This window comes from Imperialibacter roseus (assembly GCF_032999765.1).
Lineage (GTDB): Bacteria > Bacteroidota > Bacteroidia > Cytophagales > Cyclobacteriaceae > Imperialibacter > Imperialibacter roseus.
This window is the reverse complement of record NZ_CP136051.1, coordinates 3,263,892-3,287,523: the sequence shown is the minus strand read 5'-3', so window position 1 is coordinate 3,287,523 and position 23,632 is coordinate 3,263,892. Positions and strand designations below refer to the sequence as shown.

Annotated in this window: 16 protein-coding genes and 1 tRNA gene; 16 read left to right on the top strand and 1 reads right to left on the bottom strand. The window is 45.8% G+C overall.

Going from position 1 to position 23,632, the window contains the following annotated elements:
- The first annotated feature begins 68 nt into the window (after positions 1 to 68).
- The 3 genes from RT717_RS13510 to RT717_RS13500 all read left to right on the top strand — a co-directional run bounded on the left by RT717_RS13510 (position 69) and on the right by RT717_RS13500 (position 5,174).
- Positions 69 to 1,736, top strand: coding sequence for an FAD-dependent oxidoreductase (locus RT717_RS13510; RefSeq protein ID WP_317492267.1), 1,668 nt, complete (start codon positions 69 to 71; stop codon positions 1,734 to 1,736).
- A gap of 109 nt (positions 1,737 to 1,845) precedes the next feature.
- A complete protein-coding gene (locus RT717_RS13505; RefSeq protein ID WP_317492266.1) occupies positions 1,846 to 3,513 on the top strand; it encodes an FAD-dependent oxidoreductase in 1,668 nt (555 codons plus the stop codon).
- Positions 3,514 to 3,536: 23 nt separating this feature from the next.
- Complete coding sequence (locus RT717_RS13500) at positions 3,537 to 5,174, top strand: FAD-dependent oxidoreductase (protein ID WP_317492265.1); 1,638 nt, start codon at positions 3,537 to 3,539, stop codon at positions 5,172 to 5,174.
- A gap of 79 nt (positions 5,175 to 5,253) precedes the next feature.
- Here the strand turns inward: RT717_RS13500 and RT717_RS13495 are convergent, their stop codons facing one another.
- Positions 5,254 to 6,939, bottom strand: coding sequence for an amidohydrolase (locus tag RT717_RS13495; RefSeq protein WP_317492264.1), 1,686 nt, complete (start codon positions 6,937 to 6,939; stop codon positions 5,254 to 5,256).
- A gap of 449 nt (positions 6,940 to 7,388) precedes the next feature.
- Between RT717_RS13495 and rpsA the strand changes: the two genes are divergently transcribed.
- From rpsA to RT717_RS13430, 13 genes are all read left to right on the top strand, one after another.
- Entirely contained in the window at positions 7,389 to 9,344 is a 1,956-nt protein-coding gene (rpsA, locus tag RT717_RS13490) for a 30S ribosomal protein S1 (protein ID WP_317492263.1), read from the top strand.
- Positions 9,345 to 9,452: 108 nt separating this feature from the next.
- Positions 9,453 to 9,523: transfer RNA gene (locus RT717_RS13485), tRNA-Cys, on the top strand.
- A gap of 260 nt (positions 9,524 to 9,783) precedes the next feature.
- Complete coding sequence (locus tag RT717_RS13480) at positions 9,784 to 11,100, top strand: c-type cytochrome (protein ID WP_317492262.1); 1,317 nt, start codon at positions 9,784 to 9,786, stop codon at positions 11,098 to 11,100.
- Between the two features lie 25 nt (positions 11,101 to 11,125).
- Positions 11,126 to 14,239, top strand: a complete 3,114-nt coding sequence (locus RT717_RS13475; RefSeq protein WP_317492261.1) for a TAT-variant-translocated molybdopterin oxidoreductase — start codon at positions 11,126 to 11,128, stop codon at positions 14,237 to 14,239.
- Between the two features lie 10 nt (positions 14,240 to 14,249).
- Positions 14,250 to 15,617 (top strand): NrfD/PsrC family molybdoenzyme membrane anchor subunit, encoded by a 1,368-nt coding sequence (gene nrfD / locus RT717_RS13470; RefSeq protein ID WP_317492260.1) that lies wholly within the window; start codon positions 14,250 to 14,252, stop codon positions 15,615 to 15,617.
- Between the two features lie 4 nt (positions 15,618 to 15,621).
- The gene (locus RT717_RS13465) at positions 15,622 to 16,146 is read left to right on the top strand and encodes a DUF3341 domain-containing protein (protein WP_317492259.1); all 525 of its coding nucleotides are present in this window, start codon (positions 15,622 to 15,624) and stop codon (positions 16,144 to 16,146) included.
- A complete protein-coding gene (locus RT717_RS13460) occupies positions 16,130 to 16,789 on the top strand; it encodes a c-type cytochrome (protein ID WP_317492258.1) in 660 nt (219 codons plus the stop codon). Before RT717_RS13465 ends, RT717_RS13460 begins: the two co-directional genes overlap by 17 nt.
- A 22-nt stretch (positions 16,790 to 16,811) precedes the next feature.
- Positions 16,812 to 18,104: a quinol:cytochrome C oxidoreductase gene (locus tag RT717_RS13455; RefSeq protein ID WP_317492257.1), complete on the top strand. Its 1,293-nt coding sequence runs from the start codon at positions 16,812 to 16,814 to the stop codon at positions 18,102 to 18,104.
- A gap of 23 nt (positions 18,105 to 18,127) precedes the next feature.
- A complete protein-coding gene (locus RT717_RS13450; RefSeq protein ID WP_317492256.1) occupies positions 18,128 to 19,222 on the top strand; it encodes a cytochrome c oxidase subunit II in 1,095 nt (364 codons plus the stop codon).
- Positions 19,223 to 19,234: 12 nt separating this feature from the next.
- The gene (locus tag RT717_RS13445) at positions 19,235 to 21,109 is read left to right on the top strand and encodes a cytochrome c oxidase subunit I (protein WP_317492255.1); all 1,875 of its coding nucleotides are present in this window, start codon (positions 19,235 to 19,237) and stop codon (positions 21,107 to 21,109) included.
- Positions 21,093 to 22,157, top strand: a complete 1,065-nt coding sequence (locus RT717_RS13440; RefSeq protein WP_317492254.1) for a COX15/CtaA family protein — start codon at positions 21,093 to 21,095, stop codon at positions 22,155 to 22,157. Before RT717_RS13445 ends, RT717_RS13440 begins: the two co-directional genes overlap by 17 nt.
- The gene (cyoE, locus tag RT717_RS13435) at positions 22,154 to 23,047 is read left to right on the top strand and encodes a heme o synthase (RefSeq protein ID WP_317492253.1); all 894 of its coding nucleotides are present in this window, start codon (positions 22,154 to 22,156) and stop codon (positions 23,045 to 23,047) included. Before RT717_RS13440 ends, cyoE begins: the two co-directional genes overlap by 4 nt.
- Positions 23,047 to 23,628 carry a cytochrome c oxidase subunit 3 gene (locus RT717_RS13430; protein WP_317492361.1) on the top strand — a complete coding sequence of 194 codons (582 nt, stop codon included), beginning with the start codon at positions 23,047 to 23,049 and terminating at the stop codon, positions 23,626 to 23,628. The genes cyoE and RT717_RS13430 overlap by 1 nt, the downstream gene beginning before the upstream one ends.
- Positions 23,629 to 23,632: the final 4 nt, after the last annotated feature.

The window sequence follows — 23,632 nt, the reverse complement described above, 5'->3', positions numbered from 1 at the left end:
TGGAGGCAGAATAAAGCTCCGCCCCTTTACCTCCATTCCTTTCAATTGGCCTGCTTAAAATCAAAACTATGAAGCTAAAAATGGTTAGTTGTGTGCTTGCTCTGTTCTTTCTGGCCACATCTTTTCATCAGCCGCCACCGCAAGGCGAGAAGAGCCCCTCTTATGATCTGGTGATCTATGGAGGAACGTCGGCTGGGGTTGCTGCTGCTGTTCAAGCAGCTCGTTTGGGAAAAAAGGCAGTGATTGTCGAACCAGGAAACCGTCTGGGTGGCGCAATGAGCGGCGGCCTGGGATGGTCAGACATCGGCAATGAGGAGACCATTGGAGGTATGTCGCTGGAATTCTTTCAACGAGTATATGAGTATTATAAGGATGAATCAGCGTGGAAAGCACAGTCCCGTTCATCGTACCGGCTGAATGGCAATCATGCCATCTCTGAAGGGGGGCCTATGTGGACGTTTGAACCGGAAGTGGCTCAAAAAATTCTGCTGGAAATGATAGCCTCAGCTCCGCAGAAAATAGAAGTGGTTTACAATGAGCGCATTGATCTGAAAAAGGGTGTTCAAAAGAAGAACGGAGAGATCAAAGCGCTAAGGACAGAATCGGGAAAGGTATTTACGGGCAAGTTCTTTATCGATGCCTCGTATGAAGGCGACCTGTTGGCATTGGCTGGCGTGTCTTACCACGTAGGCAGAGAAAGCCGGGATACCTATAACGAGCCGCTTGCGGGTGTCTTGGGGCCAACCATCAAGGTTAGGCAGCCCAAACAGTTTTTTGGTCCGGAAATCTCCCCTTATGATGATAACGGTCAATTACTCCCCACCATTCAGGACGTGCCCATGGGTGAGCAGGGGCAGGGAGATAACAAAATTCAGGCATTCAACTTCAGAACCTGCCTTACTACTTTCGAACCCAACAAAATTCCCATAGAAAGGCCTGAAAGTTATGACTCCATGCAGTATGAATTGCTATACCGATACATTGAGCTGAAGAAGCTTACGAAAATCAGCCAGGTGCTGACCATCAGCGCCATCCCCAATCTTAAAACTGACATCAATGATGGAGGGCATGGCTCGCCTTTCTCCACCGACTATAACGGAATGAATTGGGACTACCCGGAGGGAGATTATGTCACAAGAGAACGTATTTGGAAAGAGCACTACGATTTTACCATCGGTCTGTTCTATTTCCTTGGCCACGATCCAAGATTGCCACAAACCATGCGTGACGAAATGCTGTCGTACGGACTGCCAAAAGACGAATTTGTCGACTCGGGCAACTGGACGCCGCAAATGTATATTAGGGAAACCCGACGAATGATAGGAGAGCATGTGCTCACTCAAGCCGACTGTCAGGAAACAGTGACTAAGCCAAATTCAATAGGGATGGCCTCGTACGGGCCCGACTCTCACCATGTGCAAAGGGTAGTTTATAATGGCGAAGTGCAGAATGAAGGAAACTTTCTGGAGCCCCACAAGTCGTACGAGATACCGCTTGGGGTCATATTGCCGAAGTCAAATGAGTGTAAAAACCTGCTCGTGCCGGTATGTGTGTCCAGTTCGCATATCGCTTTTGGGTCGATACGGATGGAGCCAGTATTCATGATCATGGGCCAGGCTGCTGGCACGCTGGCATCCCTTGCCATTGACGGGAAGGTCCCGGTTCAAAAAGTAGGATATGAGAAGCTTAAAATGCAATTAATAAAAGACAAGCAAAAATTGAATTTGGGTGAATAGAATAGCTGTTTCGGACATTCAGTTGTAGTACGCCATTTTGGAATACTCATAAAAATCTGTTTTGTCTATTGGTATCAGCCCCAAAACTTTAACCTAAAAAAATCTAACTATGAAAAAATGGCTAACACTCTTTGCGGCACTTGCACTTGTCTCTTCCGCTTGCACTCCCGACAAATCTTCGACAAGTGATCCACTTGTTTACTCAGCGGACATTGTCGTGTATGGAGGCACCTCTGCAGCAGTAACTGCTGCCGTACAGGCCAAGAACATGGGAAAGACGGTCATCATTGTGTCTCCCGATATCCACCTCGGAGGACTGTCGTCGGGCGGTCTTGGATTCACCGACACTGGCAGAAAAGAAGTGATAGGAGGCCTGTCGAGGGAGTTTTACCACCGGCTCTACCAGCACTACCAAAAACCTGACTCGTGGAAATGGCAGCAGCAGTCGGAGTACGGCAACAAAGGTCAGGGAACTCCAGCCATAGACGGCAATTCACGGACAATGTGGATTTTTGAACCACATGCAGCCGAGAACGTATTTGAGGATTTCGTAGCCGAAAATGAGATCGAGATTTACCGGGACGAATGGCTGAACCGGGAGGAAGGTCTGGTGAAGGAAAATGGGCGAATTGTTTCGTTTAAAACCTTGAGCGGAAAGACCTTCGCAGGTAAAATGTTCATCGATGCCACGTATGAGGGCGACCTGATGGCAAGCGCTGGTGTAAGCTTTCACGTAGGTCGTGAGGCCAATAGCGTGTATGGTGAAGAATGGAATGGTGTGCAGGCGGGTGTATTTCACCATGGCCACTATTTTAAAGAAAATATTGACCCTTATGTGGTGCCAGGAGACCCATCAAGCGGGCTTCTTCCTTACATTTCAAGTGACAAGCCTGGCCCTAACGGCTCTGGCGACCACAAGATACAGGCCTATTGTTTCCGTATGTGCCTGAGCAACCACCCCGACAACCGTGTGCCTTTTGCCAAACCGGAAGGCTATGACCCGTCAAAATACGAATTGCTGGCCAGGGTGTATGCTGCCGGCTGGGGCGAAACATTTCAGAAATTCGACCCCATCCCCAATCGGAAGACCGACACCAACAATCATGGCCCTTTCAGTACAGATTTTATTGGTATGAACTATGACTACCCCGAGGCCAGCTATGCAAGAAGAAGGGAGATCATTGCTGAGCACGAGAAATATCAGAAGGGCTTGATGTATTACCTGGCGAATGATCCCAATGTACCCGAGGAGGTTCGTACCGAGATGAGCCAGTGGGGCCTCGCAAAGGATGAATTTACCGACAATGGCAACTGGCCTCATCAGATTTACGTGCGGGAAGCAAGGCGCATGATAGGAGACCACGTAATGACTGAGCACGACGTGCTGAACCACAATGTAGTGCCCAAGCCAGTGGGGATGGGCTCTTACACCCTGGATGCTCACAACTCTCAACGGTACGTAACTACAGATGGCTTTGTCCAAAACGAAGGCGACATTGGAGTCCATGCACCACAGCCTTACAGCATTTCATATGGTTCTATCGTGCCCAAGGCCAGTGAATGTGAAAACCTGCTGGTGCCTGTTTGTGTATCAAGCACGCATATTGCCTTCGGCTCTATCAGAATGGAACCAGTTTTCATGATCCTGGGGCAGAGTGCTGCCACTGCTGCCGTGCAGGCAATAGCTGACAACGTACCAGTGCAGGGAGTAGACTATGAGAAGCTCAAAGCGCAACTTATTAAAGACACTCAGAAGCTTACAATGGAAGACATCTAAACAACCGACTAACTACAATCTTTATGAAAAATATCATCTTATTACTTGCCTTAGTTTTCATCTTTTCTTGTTCTTCTTCCACCAGCGAGGAACAGTCGTCAGGATACGACATTGTTGTGTACGGGGGAACCTCCGGCGGCATTGCAGCGGCTGTTCAGGCATCAAGAATGGGCAAAAAAGTGCTACTTATCGAACCATCAAAACACATTGGTGGCTTGACTACTGGCGGACTGGGGCAAACAGATATTGGCAACAAACAAGCCATCGGCGGCATAGCACGGGAGTTTTATGCCAATATCCGCACCCATTACAACGACCCCGCCAACTGGAAATGGCAGGAGCCATCCGCCTATATGGATGGTGGGCAAACCCGTACAGTGGAAGGTGAGCCTACTATGTGGACTTTTGAGCCTTCGGCAGCAATGAAGGTTTATGACCAAATGATAGCCAAAGAAAAAATTGAGCTTGTCATCAACAAAAAGCTCAATAGAGAATCTGGTGTAACCATGAATGGAACCAGTATATCTCAAATTGAAATGCAGGATGGCACGGTGTACACTGGCAAAGTGTTTATCGACGCCACTTACGAGGGCGATTTGATGGCGGCGGCCGGTGTGAGCTACCACGTAGGCCGTGAAGCAAACAATGTCTACAACGAGACCTACAACGGAGTGCAACTATTGGACGGCCATCAATTCCCCGAAGGCATTGATCCTTACGTCAAAAAAGGTGATCCAACAAGCGGCTTGCTCTGGGGCATCACGGACGACGAACTGAAGGAGCAGGGTAGTGGCGACGATTTGGTGCAGACTTACAACTTCAGGATTTGCCTTACGACTAATCAGGACAATATGGTGCCAATCACCGAGCCTGACAACTACGACCCTGCCAGATATGAACTGCTGTTGAGACTTCTGGAGGCCTTGCCAGACAGGAGAAAGCTGAACAACCACTTTATCTGGAGTCACATGCCCAATGAGAAGACAGACATCAACAACAGGGGTGCGTTTTCTACTGACATGATCGGTATGAGTCATGCCTATCCCGAGGCTAGTTACGGGGAGAGGGAGGCCATCGTTAAAGAGCACGTGGACTACACAAAAGGGCTGCTTTATTTTTACGCTTCTGATCCACGGGTGCCAGCAGAGCTTAGGGAAGAAATGAAAACCTGGGGCTACCCCAAAGATGAATATACCAGCAACGGCAACTGGTCGCCGCAGTTGTATGTGAGAGAAGTTCGCCGCATGATCGGAGAATACGTCATGACGCAAGCCAACTGTGTTGGGGAGGAAGTAATTAGCGACCCCGTTGGGCTAGCTGCTTACACGATGGACTCTCACAACTGCCAGCGTATAGTGGTAGATGGTATGGTGAAAAATGAAGGAAATGTGGAAGTTGGAGGTTTCCCGCCTTATCCGATTTCCTACCGCTCAATTGTGCCAAAGAAAGACCAGGCCACGAACCTATTGGTGCCGGTGGCTCTTTCTGCCAGCCATATCGCTTTTGGCTCAATCAGAATGGAGCCTGTGTTCATGGTACTAGGCCAGTCGGCAGCCACAGCAGCTGCATTGGCCATCGACAACAGTCAAAGCGTGCAGGCTGTCAACTACGACGCTTTGAAAAAGAAACTGCTCGAGGATGGTCAGCGATTGAACCCCTAACACGTCACAAAATTGAAAAGTAAGTTTCAGTAGTTTGGTAGGTGGAGGTTAAACCCCGGCTTTTGGCCGGGGTTAATTTTTACTTTTCAAACAGCACCTCTCCGCCCACAATGGTCATCATCACCTGAGTGTCAAGAATGTTTTTTTCGTCGATAGTCATGATATCCTTATCAAAAACAGTGAAATCAGCGAGTTTGCCCACTTCAATAGACCCTTTGATGTCCTCCTCAAAAGCGCCATAAGCAGCATCCAGCGTGTAGGAAACGAGGGCCTGCTCCCGGGTCATTTTCTGGTCAGCTTCATAACCGCCTTCAGGGGTTCCTTTCAGCGTTTTACGAGTCACCGATGCATAAAAGGAGGGGAGTGGGGCAAGCGGTTCCACCGGCGCATCGGTTCCGTTGATCACTTTAGCACCACTTTGCAAAAGCTTTTGCCACACGTAGGCGCCATCGACAATTCTTTTTTCGCCCAGCCTGTTTATAGCCCACGGTCTGTCGCTCGACATATGAATGGCCTGCATAGCCGCAATCACTCCCAACTCTGCAAACCTTGGAATGTCTGCCAGGTCCAGGTGTTGTGCATGTTCAATCCTGAACCGGGAGTCTTTGGCTTTTTCAGGGTTATTCTTCAAAGCTGCTTCGTAAATGTCCAGCACTTCCTGATTACCCCGGTCGCCAATCGCATGGGTGCAGATTTGGAAGCCAGCTGCCAGGCCTTCGTTGGTCACTTTTTCAATCTCTTCTATTGGCGTCACATTGTGTCCAAACACCCCCGGCATGTCGCTGTATTCTTCCAGCAGCCAGGCACCCCTTGAACCGAGCGCACCATCTGAGTACAGCTTGATCGAACGAACAGTCAGGTGATTGTCACCCAGGCCAATTTCAGGGCCTTTGTCGTAGTATTCCTCCAGCAGGTTTTGGTCGTGGCCGCTCAGCATGGTGTATAGCCTGATTTTGAGCTTTCCCTCTTCAGCAAACTGTTTGAATAGTTCAATATCGTCTTTGCCCGCTCCAGCGTTTTGAAAACTGGTAATGCCTAATTCTAAACATGCCTGAACGGCCAATTCTAATGCCCTCTGTTGCTTTTCCATAGTGTTTTCTGGAATAGCTGCCCTGATAAGGCCCTGAGCTGTTTCGTTAAATAGTCCCGTAGGCTCGCCGTTAATGTCACGGAAGATATCGCCGCCGTCTGGTGTCTTCGTGTCTTTCGTGATGCCGGCAAGTTCCATGGCTTTGGCATTGGCAAAACCAGCATGTCCGCTCGCATGCGACAGAAACACAGGGTGATTCGGAACTGCTTCGCTTAACAAGTGATGCGTTTGAAAGCCGTCGACCATTCTCTCCGCTGGCTTTATCCACTTGTCCTGATGCCAGCCTCTGCCGAGTATCCATTCACCCTCGGGGGTTTCTTCTGCGGCTTTTTTTACCTGTGCCACAAGCTCCTCGTAACTGGTTGTGGCCATCAAATCAACGTTCATCAAGTTGTAACCCACGCCCATAATATGCGCATGAGACTCGATAAATCCCGGCGTCATTGTTTTGCCTTCAAGGTCAATGACCTGGGTTTCCGGCCCCACCATATCTTCGGCGCCATCTTTACCACCCACATATATTATAGAGTCGCCTGTTACGGCCACAGCTTCGGCCTTCTGTCCGCCCACGGCGGTGTAAATATTACCTCCCCAAATGACCATATCGGCCTTTGGTGTTTCCTGGCAGGCTGCAAATGCCAGGCCCAGAACAATGAGTAGAATGGTTGGTTTCATATACTTTTTCAAATGGGTTAAAACTGAGTAAGCTCGAAATACTCACTAATGTTTCTTTTTTCAAAGAAGAATTATTCCTGACCTGGAGCCTCTATTAACAGTAGGGCAAACGCATTTAAAGCCATTTGCTTCGAAATCCTTCTTTTTACCCTGATCCGCCAGTTGGCGGAAAAGAAGAATTTCAAAGCTGTTTTCACCTTTAAGGGTCGCCGACGTGGAACGGGCCGACCTGGAAGGGTAAAAAAACAGCTCTTAAAAAAGTTCGACTAATTTTTTTTTAAATGTGTTTGCCTGTTATTAACAGGCCTATTTTTTAATCTTAGTGAAAAATGTCTAATTTTGCGCTCCCATTCGGGTGAATGGGCTTCCAGGCATTCTGGATGAGTTTAAACTAAATATTGTTGTGGGCTGGTCCTGCTGCAACAGTGTAATTTTGGACCTTTATTTTTATGGAAGAAACAGCAGTAGAATTTGATTGGGAAGGCTTGTCAGCCAAAGGATTTGGCGAAGGCTATTCAAAATCAAAGCGTGCCGAAATGGAGAAACTCTATGAAGGCACTCTTAATTCGATCACTGAAAAAGAAGTGATCAACGGAACGGTTGTAGGTATTACTGACCGTGACGTAATCGTTAACATCGGTTTCAAATCCGACGGACTTGTGGCCCTGTCTGAATTTCGTGACAGACCTGAGTTGAAAGTTGGCGACGAAGTGCAGGTGTATATTGAGGAGCAGGAAAATGCCAATGGGCAGCTTGTTCTTTCAAGAAGAAAAGCCAAAATCGTTAAGGCATGGGAAACCATCCAACACGCTTATGAGCACGATGAAGTGATCGAAGGCATGGTGAAACGCCGTACCAAAGGTGGTCTTATCGTCGACATCTATGGTGTTGAGGCATTCCTTCCAGGCTCACAAATTGACGTGAAGCCAATTCGTGACTTCGATGTATTCGTTGGCAAGAAAATGGAAGTGAAAGTTGTGAAGATCAACTACACTAACGACAACGTGGTAGTATCTCACAAAGTATTGATCGAGAAAGATCTTGAGAAGCAAAAGGCTGAAATCCTGAACAACCTTGAAAAAGGTCAGGTACTCGAAGGTGTGATCAAGAACATGACCAACTTTGGTGTGTTCATCGACCTTGGTGGTGTAGACGGCCTGTTGCACATTACTGATATCTCCTGGGGACGTATCAACCATCCGGAAGAAGTACTTCAGCTTGACGCAAAAGTCAATGTGGTTGTACTTGACTTCGACGATGAGAAGAAGCGTATTTCTCTGGGTATGAAACAACTTACGTCACATCCTTGGGATTCACTTGGCAAAGAGATCGAAATTGGCTCTAAAGTGAAGGGCAAGATTGTGAACGTAGCAGACTACGGTGCATTCCTTGAATTGCTTCCTGGCGTTGAAGGTTTGATCCACGTATCTGAAATGTCATGGTCTCAGCACCTGCGTAATCCGCAAGACTTCATCAGCATTGGCGATGAAATCGAAGCGGTTGTGTTGACTATCGACAGAGACGAGCGCAAAATGTCACTTGGCATCAAGCAGCTTTCTGAAGACCCATGGACGAAGCAAGACCTTATCGTTAGCTATGCAGTAGGCACCAAGCACAAAGGTGTGGTTCGTAACCTGACTAACTTCGGCTTGTTCATCGAGCTTGAAGAAGGTATCGACGGCCTTGTACACGTGTCTGACTTGTCGTGGACTAAGAAGATCAAGCATCCATCTGAATTCGTTAAAGTAGGGGACGAGCTTGAAGTAGTCGTTCTTGAACTTGACGTTGACAACAGAAGACTGGCACTAAGCCACAAACACCTTGAAGAAAACCCATGGGATACTTTCGAAACAGTATTCACCAGAGGATCTGTTCATAAGTGTACCATCATCAATAAGAGCGAAAAAGGAGCAATCCTTGAATTGCCTTATGGTTTGGAAGGGTTCTCAACTACCAAAAACCTTACAAAGGAAGACGGATCAGTTGCTGAAGCTGGAGAAACACTTGACTTCATGGTAATGGAGTTTTCTAAAGATGAGAAGCGCATTGCTCTTTCTCATACTGCTATCTTTAGCGAGCCACAGCCTCAGGAAAGACCAAAGGCGGCTCCTGCTAAGAAAGATGTAAAAGGAAAGTCTAAGGCGGTTGACAGAATCAACAAAGATGCTGAGAAAACAACCCTTGGCGACCTTGAAGCACTTTCAGCATTGAAAGAGCAGATGGAAAGCAAGGCTACTGCACCGAAGAAGGAGGCAGCAAAGCCAAAGGCAGCAGCAAAGGCTGAGGAAGAAAAGCCAGCGGCAAAAGCTAAGGCTGAAGAAAAGCCTGCAGCTGAGGCAGCCAAGCCAAAGGCGAAAAAAGCCAAGGCTGATGAAGCCGACGCTGCTGATGAGAAATCAGAATAACTGAATAAATAGAAAAGGGTGCTTCGGCACCTTTTTTTATTTTGATTGTTTTACCATTGAAACATTTGGACTGATATAGATAATTTCTAGATTTGCAGTCCCAAAAATGGTCGAGTGGCCGAGTGGCTAGGCAGAGCTCTGCAAAAGCTCCTACAGCGGTTCGAATCCGCTCTCGACCTCAATAAAAAAGAGAGGCAATTCGCCTCTCTTTTCTTATTTTAACCCCTCCTCAAAATGTTCAATCCTGGCCTAATTTAAAATAATTCTAAATAGATCAATTTTTCATTGATAAGCCCTTTTAATTAATTGGTATTCAAAGGTTTTAGATATTATTGCACAGTAGTTCAAAATCGGACAAAAATTTACCTCTAAATAAGTTTTTGAAAAGATTGACTCCCATATTAGATTTGCAAGGACTCTAAAAGGTACAACACAAAAGATGCTAAAACCTGTAAAATTCTCTCCTTTCAAGGAAAAAAGCAGACACCTAACCCGCACCTTTTGTCTATCCCTCGTTGCATTAATATTCTCCGCTGCTGTTGCGTTTGCTCAGGACGGTGAAGCTGCATCAGGCGGAGCGGACGATGGCATTCCTTCTGACCCGGCGGTCATCTCAGCCGGAGAAGCATTATTCAAGCAAAACTGTACAGTGTGTCACGCTGTAAACGATCGGGTCGTGGGCCCGGCTTTGCGTGACGTTCACACTCGCAGACCTTTGCCATGGATTATCAGCTTCGTGCAGAACTCCCAAAAGGTAATTCAAAGCGGCGACGACTATGCCGTCAAGCTTTATAACGAGTACAACAAGACTCAAATGACCTCGTTTGATTTCTCAAACGAAGAAATCACATCAATTGTTGCTTACTTAAAAGCGGAATCTACAAAACCTGCTGAAGTTCCTAAGGCTGACCCTTCTGACGGAGGCAATACTGTGGCAGGCGGAAGTGGTTCAGGCGTTCCATCTGAGTATATCAACATCATACTAATAGGCCTTCTTGTAGTGTTGGCATTGATCCTGTTGGTGCTGGTGCTGATTGTGTCAGTTTTGACAAAATACCTTGCTCAAAAGGACGACCTCGACGAAGTGGACAAAGACGTCGTTCAGAACAAGTTTGACCTCGTTAAAACCCTCAAAGGAAATACCTTCATGGGCTTTGCGGTGTTCATTTTTACAGCCATTGTGCTCAAGAGCGTAATCGACGGTCTGTTCACCGTCGGAGTTCAGCAAGGATATCAGCCTGCTCAACCCATTGCATTCTCTCACAAGCTGCATGCTGGTCAAATGGAAATTGACTGTAACTATTGCCACACGGGAGTTAGAACAAGCAAATCAGCCAATATCCCATCGCCCAATATTTGTATGAATTGCCATACGGTAATTCAGAATGTAGGCGGGCAAACAGGGATGTCTCCTGAAATCCAGAAAATATACAACGCTATTGACAACAATCAGCCGATCGAATGGGTGAGGGTTCACAACCTGCCTGACCTGGCGTACTTCAATCACTCACAGCACGTGAAGGTAGGAGGACTTGAATGCCAGACTTGCCATGGAGAGATTCAGGAAATGGATGTAGTGTATCAGTTCGCTCCATTAACAATGGGCTGGTGTATCAATTGCCATAGAGAAACACAAATAAATACCAAGGATAACGCTTATTATGACAAATTAGTGGAGCTCCACGAAAAGAAGAGCAAAAAGCCAATGACCGTCGAAGACAACGGTGGTTTGGAGTGTGCTAAGTGTCATTATTAATTGAAAAATCATCTCCTGGGACAACATGAAAGAAAATACTAAAATATATTGGAAGGGAATTGAGCAACTGAAGAACGACCCTGAGTTCGTTAAGAATGCTGACAAAGAATTTCCAGAATACCTCCCAATTAGTGAAAATGAAAATGGAAACTCACGTCGTGATTTCCTGAAATTAATGGGATTTGGAGTGGCCGCCGTTTCTTTGGCAGCTTGTGAAGCGCCAATAAGAAAGGCGATACCTTACCTTAACAAGCCAGTAGATGTCGACCCAAGCGTTGCCAACTACTATGCTTCTACCTATATAAATGGTAGCGACTACTGCAGTGTGGTAGTTAAAACAAGAGAAGGTAGGCCTATCAAAATTGAAGGCAATAAGCTTTCGAAATTCTCAGGCGGAGGAACAACTGCTCAGGTAGAAGCAAGCGTACTTTCTCTTTACGACAAGCAAAGGCTGCAAAACCCGATGAAAGCTGGTGCAGCCGTAACTTGGGATGCGCTTGATGCTGAGGTAAAGTCCAAGCTAGGAGAGATTGCTGCGGCTGGCGGGCAAATCAAAATCGTTACGCACAGTATCGTAAGCCCTTCGACAAAGAAGGCTATTGCTAAATTCATAGCTGCTTACCCAAGTACTCAGGTAATTACTTACGATGCGTCGTCTTATAGCGGAGCGTTGAATGCTAATCTTTCATCATTTGGTATTCGTGCTTTTCCATCTTACAACTTCAATAAATCAAAGACTACTGTTTCTTTTGGAGCAGATTTCTTAGGAACATGGTTGAATCCTGTTGCTTTTTCGAAGCAATTTGCTGAGACCAGGAAACTTGGACCTAAGAAGAAAGAAATGTCAAGGCTTTATAGCTTTGAATCAAACCTTTCTCTTACAGGAGCAAACGCTGACTACAGGTCACCTATCCGTCCTTCAGAGGTTGGTCTTTATGTAGGCAACTTATACAACCTCATTGCCGCTAAGGCAGGAGCACCGGCCATTTCAGTGACCAAAGTTGATGATACTGCCACCTTGACTAAGGCAGCTAATGATCTTTGGGCCAGCAAGGGATCATCGATTGTGGTCTCGGGTGAAAATGACATCAACGTTCAGACTGTTGTCAATGCAATTAATAACCTGCTTGGCAACTACGGAAGCACGCTCAGCTGGGATGCTCCTGTGATGACGAAACAGGGAGACGACGCTATGATGGACGTTTTCGTCACCGACCTGTCTCAGGGGTTAGTGAGCGGAGTTATCTTCTTCAATTGCAACCCGGTATACGACCACCCTAAAGGTGCCGTAATTGCTTCGAGCCTTTCCAAGGCCAAATTTACACTGTCTACTTCCGATAGAGTAGATGAAACCACCTCTCAGGTGACTTATGTAGCTCCTGATAATCACTATTTGGAATCATGGAACGATGCTGAGCCAGCCAAAGGGCAATATAGCCTTTCGCAGCCTGCCATCAGTAATATATTCAACACCCGCCAGGCACAGCAGTCTTTCTTAACCTGGGGCAATGTATCCACCTCATATCTTGATTTCATCAAGGAAAATTGGAAAGAGACGCATTTTGCCAGCCAAACTGAGATCGCTGACTTCCAGACATTTTGGGATCAGTGTCTATACAACGGCGTGTTTGAGGGCGACGCAACCTCTACAATGAGCGCTGTTGAGTTTTCAGGTGATGTAGCCGCTGCTGGTACTAAAGTAGCTGGTAAATACAAGAAAGGTACTGGTTTAGAGCTGGTAACTTATGAGAGTATAGCGATAGGAGCAGGCGAGCAGGCTAATAACCCATGGTTGCAGGAGATGCCCGATCCACTTTCTAAGGTTTGTTGGGAAAACTACATCAGCATGTCTCAATCCACTGCCAACGAACTGGGCATTGAGATGAAGGAAGGCTTTACTACCAGGGTGAATGTTAAGGCTGGTATTGCCACTGTCACATTGCCAGTAGTGGTTCAGCCAGGCCAGGCAGCTGGCACTGTTGGATTAGCCCTTGGCTATGGCCGTACTAAAGCAGGCAAAGTTGCTGATGGTGTGGGTGTGAATGCCTTTGCATTGCTGAGCTCAAATAATGAAGGAATTGTTTATTCTGTGGCTGGTGTAACCATTGAGCCAACAGGAGAAAGCTATAGAATTGCGCAGACCCAAACGCACCAGACTTTTATGGGGCGTGAGACAGTTATTCAGGAGGCTACGCTTGCTGAATACAAAGCTGATGCCTCTGCCGGCCGTTACAAGCCAATGATATCCAGCTATTCAGGCCCTAAGAAGCCTAATGCTGTATCTCTTTGGAAAGGCCATGAATACAACAACCACCATTGGGGAATGGTGATTGACCTGAACTCATGTACTGGTTGCGCTGCTTGTTCAGTGGCTTGCCAGGTAGAGAACAATATTCCGGTTGTAGGAAAAGAAGAAGTTGTCAACCGTCGTGAAATGGCTTGGTTGAGAATCGACAGGTACTACAGTAGCCAGGGAAACAAAGAGGACAAGTCGATGGAAGGTTTGAGTATGCTCGAAAAGGCAGCTGAAAACCCTGAGGTAACCTTCCAGCCAATGATGTGTCAGCAGTGTAACAACGCTCCTTGTGAGACTGTTTGTCCTGTTGCTGCCACTACTCACAGCACTGAAGGTCTCAACCAAATGACTTACAACCGTTGTATTGGTACTAGGTATTGCGCCAACAACTGTCCTTTCAAAGTACGTCGCTTTAACTGGTTCAAATACCACGACAACCGTCAGTTCCCTGACAACACTGCTATGAACAATGAGCTTGGCAAGATGGTGTTGAATCCGGACGTGGTGGTTAGAGCCCGTGGTGTGATGGAAAAATGCTCTTTCTGCGTGCAGAGAATTCAGGCTGGTAAGCTAAACGCCAAGAAGCAAGGCCGACGCCCTGTTGATGGTGAGATTTCTACAGCTTGTGCTACTGCGTGTCCTACAGAAGCCATCGTGTTTGGTGATATGAAAGATTCTAACAGCAGAATTTCTCAGCTACTTCGTCTTTCTGCTACTGAAGAAGGCGACACGGAAGTGAAGGAAGAAAGAGCTTACAATGTGCTCGAGGAAATTGGTGTGAAACCAAACGTTTGGTATTTCACGAAGATTAGAAATAAAGAATTAACTGATAATCAAGCCTAAGATCGATACTATGCAAGCAGTAGCATCAGTAAGAAACCCTCTGGTAACCAATGGAAAGACCGTCCACGATGTTACCGAAGATATTTGCTCAAGGGTAGAGCAGAAGCCAACCAAAACGTGGATGTTTGCCATCACGGTGGCTTTGGGTCTTCTCATGGTTGGCGGATATGCTGTTTACCGAACCGTTTGGGACGGTATAGGCATGTGGGGTCTTAACAAGACCGTTGGCTGGGCTTGGGATATTACAAACTTCGTATGGTGGGTGGGTATTGGTCACGCAGGAACACTAATTTCTGCTATCCTTTTGCTTTTCCGTCAGAAGTGGAGAATGTCGATCAACAGAGCGGCAGAAGCGATGACTATTTTCGCTGTAATCTGTGCACTGATGTTCCCGATTTTGCACATGGGTCGTCCGTGGTTAGGAATGTACTGGGCTATCCCGCTTCCCAACACCTTCGGATCGCTGTGGGTGAACTTCAACTCACCACTACTATGGGACTTTTTCGCTATTAGTACATATTTCTCTGTATCCCTCGTTTTCTGGTACATCGGACTTATTCCCGATTTTGCTACCATCAGAGACAGAGCCACAGGACCAATAGCCAAAGCGGTTTACGGTGCCTTGAGCTTTGCCTGGGATGGCGCTGCCAAAACATGGTCGAGATATGAGTCTGTAGCCCTGATCCTCGCCGGATTAGCTACACCCCTTGTACTTTCGGTTCACACCATTGTATCGTTTGACTTTGCCACCTCTGTAATACCCGGCTGGCACACCACTATTTTCCCACCATACTTCGTTGCTGGTGCGATTTTCTCTGGTTTTGCTATGGTGTTGACGCTTCTTTTGGTTACCAGAAAGGTGTACAAACTTGAGGACTATATTACTATCGAGCACATCGAATTGATGAACATCGTTATCATCATTACTGGCTCGATCGTGGGAGTGGCCTATATTACTGAACTTTTCATCGCCTGGTATTCTGGTGTTGAGTACGAGCAGTATGCTTTTATCAACAGGGTATCAGGTCCTTACTGGTGGGCCTATGCTTCCATGATGACGTGTAACGTTATTTCGCCGCAGCTTTTCTGGTTCAAGAAGATTCGTACCAACCTGGCTTCCACATTTGTGCTTTCTATTGTTGTGAACATAGGTATGTGGTTCGAGCGGTTTGTAATCATCGTTACATCGATCCATCGTGATTATCTTCCATCTAGCTGGGCAATGTTTTACCCAACCAGATATGATGTGGGTATGTATATGTTCTCCTTTGGATTTTTCTTCACAGCATTCTTATTGTTTGCTAAATATTTCCCGGTGATCAACATTGCTGAAGTGAAGAGCATTATTATTTCTGATTCTGAAAAAGTAAAAAAATAATCCGATGTCATCAGATAGTAAATACATACTTGGGGTTTATGACAATGAGGTAACCCTGTTGAATGCGGTGAAAGCCGTGAGAAATGGTGGGGTTAAAATCCATGAGGTTTTCACACCTTTTCCTGTACATGGATTGGATGACGCTCTTGGCTACAGAAGATCGAGGCTACCAATAGCTGCTTTTCTTTTCGGCTTGCTGGGAACCAGTTTGGCACTAACCATGCAAATTGGCATGATGACTGTTGACTGGCCTATGATCATCGGTGGTAAGGACTATCTGCCTTTGCCATCCTTTATACCTGTGTCATTTGAGCTTACAGTGCTTTTGGCTTCATTTGGAATGGTAGGTACCTTCTTTGTGGTTAGCAACCTTAAGCCTTGGGGAAAGCCGAAGATATTTGATATCAGAAGTACTGACGATAAGCATATTATGGCGATCGATTTGTCGAAAAACAAGCTTGCGGAAGCCGATATAAAGAAAAGCTTGAAGGACAGCGGTGCTTCTGAAGTAAATGAAAAGGTATTTTAAAGAGACACAGGAGATGATAGGAAATAATCATATTGTAAAGAAACTATTTCAACTGTCTGGGTTGCTGTTGCTAGCGGGATGCGCTGCTAAGGGAGATTATCCAGGTGTTGAGTATGCTCCTCAGATGTATCATTCGGTACCTTACGAGCAGCTTTCGCAGGTGCAGGACGAGGAGGCAGGTAGATGGTTGACATCGCTCGACGAGGGGCCCGCTGAGTTTTATAATTCGAATCCGCTTAATCCGAGCGGCATGACCATGAGAATGCCAGTTGAAGGAACGGTTAAGAGAAATGCTAACGGTTACCTTCCTTACAGAATCCCTAAAGATTCATTTGCACTTGCTGGCAGAGTGATGAAGAATCCTTTGGATTCAACTGCTTCTGTTATCAGTGATGGTAAGGCGCTGTTCCTACGTTATTGCCGCCATTGTCATGGAGACACCGGACAAGGAGACGGGCCTGTAGGCAAAGTGTATAAAGGCGTCACTCCTTATAATTCAAGAGCAGTGAAAGATGCACCAGCTGGGCATATTTTCCATGTAATTACCTACGGAAAAGGGAGGATGTATTCTCATGCTTCTCAGGTAAGTGTGGAGGACAGATGGAAAATAGTTAGGTATGTACAAACTCTTCAAAGACAATAATTAATTCTTTAAGCCAATATCCATGACTGAAGAAAGATACGAATTTACATCCGCTGCTAAGAAGAGGCTTATCATTACCCTCGTTGTAGGGCTAGCAGTACTTGCGCTAGGCATCGTTATGATGAGCTCAGGTGGGGGACATGATGCACACGGTGCAGAGACGGCTGAGGCAGCTGAAGGGGGGCATCACGCCTTTAACTGGATGCAAAGAATTTGGGCTAATTTGTGGATCAACAATGTCTTCTTTGGTGGACTTGCTCTCATTGGTGTTTTCTTTGTGGCGATTCAATATGCTGCACAGGCAGGTTGGTCAGCTGGTATTGTGAGAGTACCATTGGCGTTTGGCGGTTGGTTGCCCATCGCATTTGTATTAATGTTAGTAACCTACCTTTTAGGAGGACATGACATCTTTCACTGGGCGCACCACGATTTGTATGATCCTGCATCTCCTGATTTTGACCCCATACTCGATGGCAAAAAGGGGTTCTTTTACTGGCCCATGAGTGAACATCCTTCGGTGCCGGTGTTTTGGCTGTTTCGCCTCGTATTTTTCTTCGGGGTTTGGTATTTCATCTTCACCAAGATTCGTTCGCTGATGTTCGAGGAAGACACAGTGGGTGGTGACTCCTACTGGTTCAGACTTCGCAAGCTTTCGGCTATATTCCTGGTATTCTTTGCATTCTCTTCTTCAATAGCGGCCTGGGATTGGATTATGTCGATAGATCCACACTGGTTCAGCACGATGATGGGTTGGTACGCATTTGCCAGCTGGTGGGTGAGTGGCCTGGCGTTAATCACATTTGTGGTTGTCTTGTTGAAGGATAGAGGATACTTAAAGGTAGTAGACGCTAATCATTTGCATGACTTGGGTAAGTTTGTGTTTGCTTTCAGTGTTTTCTGGACTTATATCTGGTTTTCGCAGTTCTTCCTGATTTACTACTCTAATATTCCTGAGGAAACTATATATTTTGTGGAAAGATGGAAAAGTGGTCATTACGCACCGTTCTTTTACTTCAATCTTGCGATTAACTTCTTCTTTCCCTTCCTGGTGTTAATGACCAGGGACTCTAAGAGGCATTCGAGAATACTTAAAATAGTTTGCCCGGCGGTGATTTTCGGTCACTGGATGGACTTCTATTTGATGGTTACTCCGGGGACACTGAAGGATAATGGTGGTTTTGGTTTAGTGGAAGTAGGGATGCTGACGGTTTTTGTCGCTGCTTTCTTATATGTAGTTCTTTTAAACCTTTCTAAAGCACCACTGGTTGGTAAAAACCACCCTATGTTGCAGGAAAGCTTACATCATCATATTTAACTGGAAAGGTAAAAACATCTGCTATGTTCAATGCGGTAGTAATTATTGGTTTAATCTTAGTAGCAATTATCCTGTTCACACTGTTCAGGGTCAGCACGCTTGTAGATGTGCTAAAAGGCAGCTCTAAGAAGAAGGTTACGAAAAGTAACGGAGTAAATGCAGGCTTAGGTGTCTTATTCCTGATTGGTGGGTTACTGTTGTTCTTCATTTATTCATACACTGAGTTCGACAGATACAATCTGCCGTTGGCGTCTGAGCATGGGGCCGTAACGGATCAGCTTTTCTGGGTGACAATGGCCATAACAGGTATTGTTTTCGTGATCACTCAAATTTTACTTTTCGGTTTTGGCTGGAAGTACAGATATAAAGAGGGTAATCAGGCTTTGTTTTATCCGGACAATAATAAGCTGGAAATGATGTGGACTATTGTTCCCGCCATTGTTTTGACGCTTCTTATTTTTTCTGGCTGGAGAGCATGGGTAAGCATTACCGACAAGGCACCAGATGAAGCTGAAGTGGTAGAAGTGATGGGGTATCAGTTTGCCTGGTCTGTTCGCTACCCTGGTAAAGACAAGCAACTTGGAGACTACGATTTCCGCCTGATTGATGCTGAAAACGCTATGGGCATGGACTTCAAAGACAAAGCCTCTTTTGATGACTTTATCCCAAGAGAAATCCATGTCCCTAAGGGAAAGCCGGTCAAGTTTAATATCAGGGCGAGAGACGTAATACACAGTGTGTACGCTCCTCATTTCAGGCTTCAGATGAATGCTGTTCCGGGTATGCCAACCACTTTTTGGTTTACGCCAACAAAGAGCACGCAAGACATGAGGGAGGAAACAGGGAACCCGGAATTCAACTATGAGTTGGTGTGCAACAAAATTTGCGGAAAGGGTCACTTTGCGATGAGATACCTCATCGTTGTTGACGAGCCTGCCGATTACTATAAGTGGTACAATGAGCAGCAGGCATGGCTGGCTAAAAATCCATCATACCTTTCGAGTGTTCCTCAACACTTGAAAGAGGTGGCTATAATTTCTTCCGGAATGGAAAACAATCCGGAAGTACAGGCTGTTACTGGCCTTGAAGAAGAGGAAGAAATGGTAGGAGCATTTTAAATTAAATTTGTTATGTCAACAACAGCAGTACATACAAACGAACATATAGGTCACGACGATGCCCATGACCATGAGCACCACGAGCTAAATTTCGTTGAGAAATATATTTTCAGCACTGACCATAAGACAATTGCTAAGCAGTTCCTTATCACTGGAATTATTTGGGCGCTTATTGGTGGTGGATTGTCTATCATATTCCGTTTACAATTAGGGTTTCCAGACATGAACCTGGAATGGCTTAGACCAATCCTGGGCAAATGGATCACATCCACTGGACAAATTGATTCTGAATTTTACCTGGCTCTTGTTACTATGCATGGCACCATTATGGTGTTCTTCGTTTTGACGGCGGGGTTGAGTGGTACCTTTAGTAACTTCCTTATCCCGTTGCAAATTGGTGCAAGAGATATGGCGTCTGGCTTCTTGAATATGTTGTCATACTGGTTCTTCTTTCTATCAGGAGTTATCATGTTCATTTCATTCTTTATAGAAACCGGACCAGCATCAGCGGGTTGGACAGTATACCCACCTTTGAGTGCGTTGCCAACGGCCATGCAGGGATCGGGGCTTGGAATGACACTTTGGTTGGTGGCCATGGTTTTCTTCATCGTGTCATCGTTGCTGGGTGGTATTAACTATGTGACCACCGTGATTAACCTCCGTACCCAGGGTATGTCGTTTTTCAGACTACCACTGACGATATGGGCGTTCTTTTTGACAGCTGTTATTGGTATACTCTCTTTTCCGGTACTGTTTTCTGCAGCGTTGCTGCTTGTATTTGACAGATCATTTGGTACCAGCTTCTATCTGTCAGATATCTACATAGGAGGAGAGGCTCTGCCAAACGTTGGTGGTAGCCCAATACTATACCAGCATTTGTTCTGGTTCCTCGGTCACCCGGAGGTATATATTGTAATTCTTCCGGCTTTGGGAATCACCTCTGAAGTTATCGCTACAAACTCAAGAAAGCCTATTTTTGGTTACAAAGCGATGATTTTATCGCTCCTTGGAATCACTATTCTTTCGTTCGTGGTTTGGGCACATCATATGTTCGTGTCGGGTCTGAGTCCATTCCTTGGATCTATTTTCATGTTCCTGACATTGATCATTGCGGTGCCAAGTGCCGTGAAAGCATTCAACTACTTAACAACACTTTGGAGAGGAAATATAATATTTACGCCAGCTATGTTGTTTTCTATCGGCCTGGTTTCATTCTTTATTTCTGGTGGTTTAACAGGAATCTTCCTTGGTAACTCTGCGGTGGACATCAATTTGCATGATACATACTTTGTGGTTGCCCACTTCCACCTTGTAATGGGTAGTGCGTCCTTCTTTGGAATGATGGCAGGTATCTACCATTGGTTCCCTAAAATGTTTGGTAGAATGATGAATGAGAAGTTGGGATATATCCACTTCTGGCTGACTTTTGTTGGTGTTTATCTAGTGTTCTTCCCGCTTCACTATATTGGTATCGCAGGGTTCCCACGTCGCTATTATTCATTCACTAACTTCGATGCATTCCAGGATTTTACTGACCTGAATACATTCGTGAGTGTGGCTGCTATCATTACTTTCTCTGCGCAGTTTATCTTCCTTTTCAACTTCTTCTACAACATATTCAGAGGTAGAAAGGCACCAGCTAACCCTTGGGGAAGCAACACATTGGAGTGGACTACACCAAGAGTGCCCGGGCACGGTAACTGGGAAGGTGATATTCCTAAGGTTTATCGCTGGCCATATGATTATAGCAAGCCGGGCGCTCCAGAAGACTTCATACCGCAGCACATTCCTTTAACGGAGACACCAGAGTCGAACCTACCCCACGAAGTAGAGCAGTTGAAGGAAGAAGGGATAGAAGTGAAAGCTGCTAATGCAGGAAAATCCTAAGTCTCTAAAGAGATACAAACAACTTACTATAAGTACTATCATTGCCGTCTACCTTTTGATTTTGGTAGGCGGCATTGTTAGAAGTTCTGGTTCGGGTATGGGTTGTCCGGATTGGCCAAAGTGTTTTGGCAACTGGGTACCACCAACCAGTGTTGAGCAGCTCCCCGCCAATTACAAGGAAGTGTATTCAGAAAAGAGACACCAGAAGAATATTCGACTGACAGGCTACCTTGAAAAGTTAGGTTTTTCCGATACAGCCAACAAGTTGAAGAACGATCCATCGGTGAGGGAAGAGGCTGACTTCAATCCATTGAGAACATGGATAGAATATGTGAACCGGTTGGTGGGAGTGGTGATAGGGATGCTTATTTTCGCCACTTTTGTTTACTCCATTCGATTCAGAAAGACGCAGCCGAAAGTATTTATATTTTCGTTGCTGGCATTTGGAGGGGTAGTTTTTCAGGGTTGGGTCGGCTCAATTGTAGTTTCTACGAATTTGCTTCCAGGAATGATCTCCTTTCACATGCTACTGGCACTGCTGATCGTTATGCTGCTTATATATACCTATTTTATAGTTGACCCACTAGTTGCCGAAAAGGAAACAGTCGGGGACTCTAAAAATGTAAAATGGCTTTTGCTGGGGTGTGCAGCGTTGTTTATTGTCCAATTGATTGTTGGCATCAACGTGAGAGAAGGCGTGGATTCCGGGCTGTCTTCCGGGATAGAGCGCAGTGCAGTACTTGATTGGATCGGCTTTAAGTTTTACTTCCACAGATCTTTTTCATGGGCGTTGCTCATCGGACATGTGCTGCTAACGTACTTTTTGTGGACGACTTCTCCGCTTTCATTTTCCATTAAATTCTCGGCAGTTTTGACACTAGTGGTATTTCTTGAGATTGTTTCGGGAGCAGCAATGGGTTATTTCTCCATTCCTGCCTTTCTACAGCCGATTCATTTGCTTTTGGCAAGCGTAGTGTTCGGTTTTCAGGTATATTTGTTTCTCCGCATCAGTAGAAAAGGTGCGCTCAATATTAAACACTCGATTTGAATCAAGCTTCATACATATCGCCGGGTTTTGTCGTCATTGGGAGGTTAAAGGCCTACTACGAATTGCTTAAATTCAGGCTCTCTTTTCTGGTGGCCTTTTCGTGTGGTTTTGGCTACTTGCTGGGAGCCAGAGGGGCTGTTGACTGGGCTACATTGGGCTTTTTGTCGCTTGGTGGGTTTTTGATCTCCGGAGGCAGTATCACTATCAATCAGGTGATAGAGAAGGATCTCGATAGATTGATGAAGAGGACGATGGGTCGGCCATTGCCTACCAATCGGGTAGGAGTTGGCGAAGCCATCGTTTTTGCTGCGATGGTAATTGCCATAGGGCTGGGGCTGATTCTGGTTTATGCCAACCCGCTTACTGTGGTGCTGTCTGTCGTGTCAATGGTGTTGTACAGCTTTGTTTACACCCCCCTGAAGCGGGTAGGGCCTATCGCTGTGTTTGTGGGAGCAATTCCCGGAGCACTTCCACCTTTGCTGGGATGGGTAGCGGCCACGGGTGCTATTACACACGAAGCGTTGATCATCTTTGGCATCCAGTTTATCTGGCAGTTTCCGCATTTCTGGGCGATTGCCTGGGTAGCGGATGAAGATTATAAAAAAGCAGGATTTAAGCTATTGCCTTTCGGCGGAAAGAAGGATTTCACTACGGCTGTGAACATCATGATTTACACACTGTTTTTGCTTCCGCTCGGGTTGTTGCCAGCTTACTTTGGCATCACAGGAATAAATTCTGCGGTGGTAGCTACTATTTGCGGTGTATTGTTTCTAAGCCAAACTTTTATCCTGATAAGGGACTGCACCCGTGAGGCTGCGCTGAAGCTGATGTTTGCTTCATTTATTTACCTGCCAGTTGTTCAAATAGCCTTTTTACTAGATAAATTATGATGAGCGCCAAAAAATCAGATATAGAAACTCCCGCTCAGGTGCTATCGATGCACCCCAGGAAGTTTTTGCTTTGGCTGTTTATAGTATCTATCGTAATGATATTTGCTTCACTCACCAGTGCGTATGTGGTGAAGCAATCAGAAGGAGCCTGGCTGATTTTTGACTTACCTCAGGCTTTTGTTTACTCCAGCATTGTTGTGCTGTTGAGCAGTGCCACTATGCAGTGGGCGTACTGGTCGGCTAAAAAAGACAATCTTTCTCAAATTAAGGTTGCTGTTGGCGCTACGTTGGCACTTTCTCTGGTTTTTCTGATTGTGCAGTATCTCGGCTGGGGGCAGCTGGTTGATCAACAGGTTTTCTTTGTCGGTAACCCGGCAGGATCTTTTATCTACGTTTTGACAGGTTTACATGCCTTTCACCTGGCGGCAGGTATTGTTTTTTTGATTATTGTTTTAATTTCGACCCTGAGATTTAAGGTACACTCAAAAAGTATGACCCAGATTGAAATGTGTACAACATTCTGGCACTTCCTGAGTGGACTTTGGATATATTTGTACTTATTTTTATTATTAAATAATTAATCTG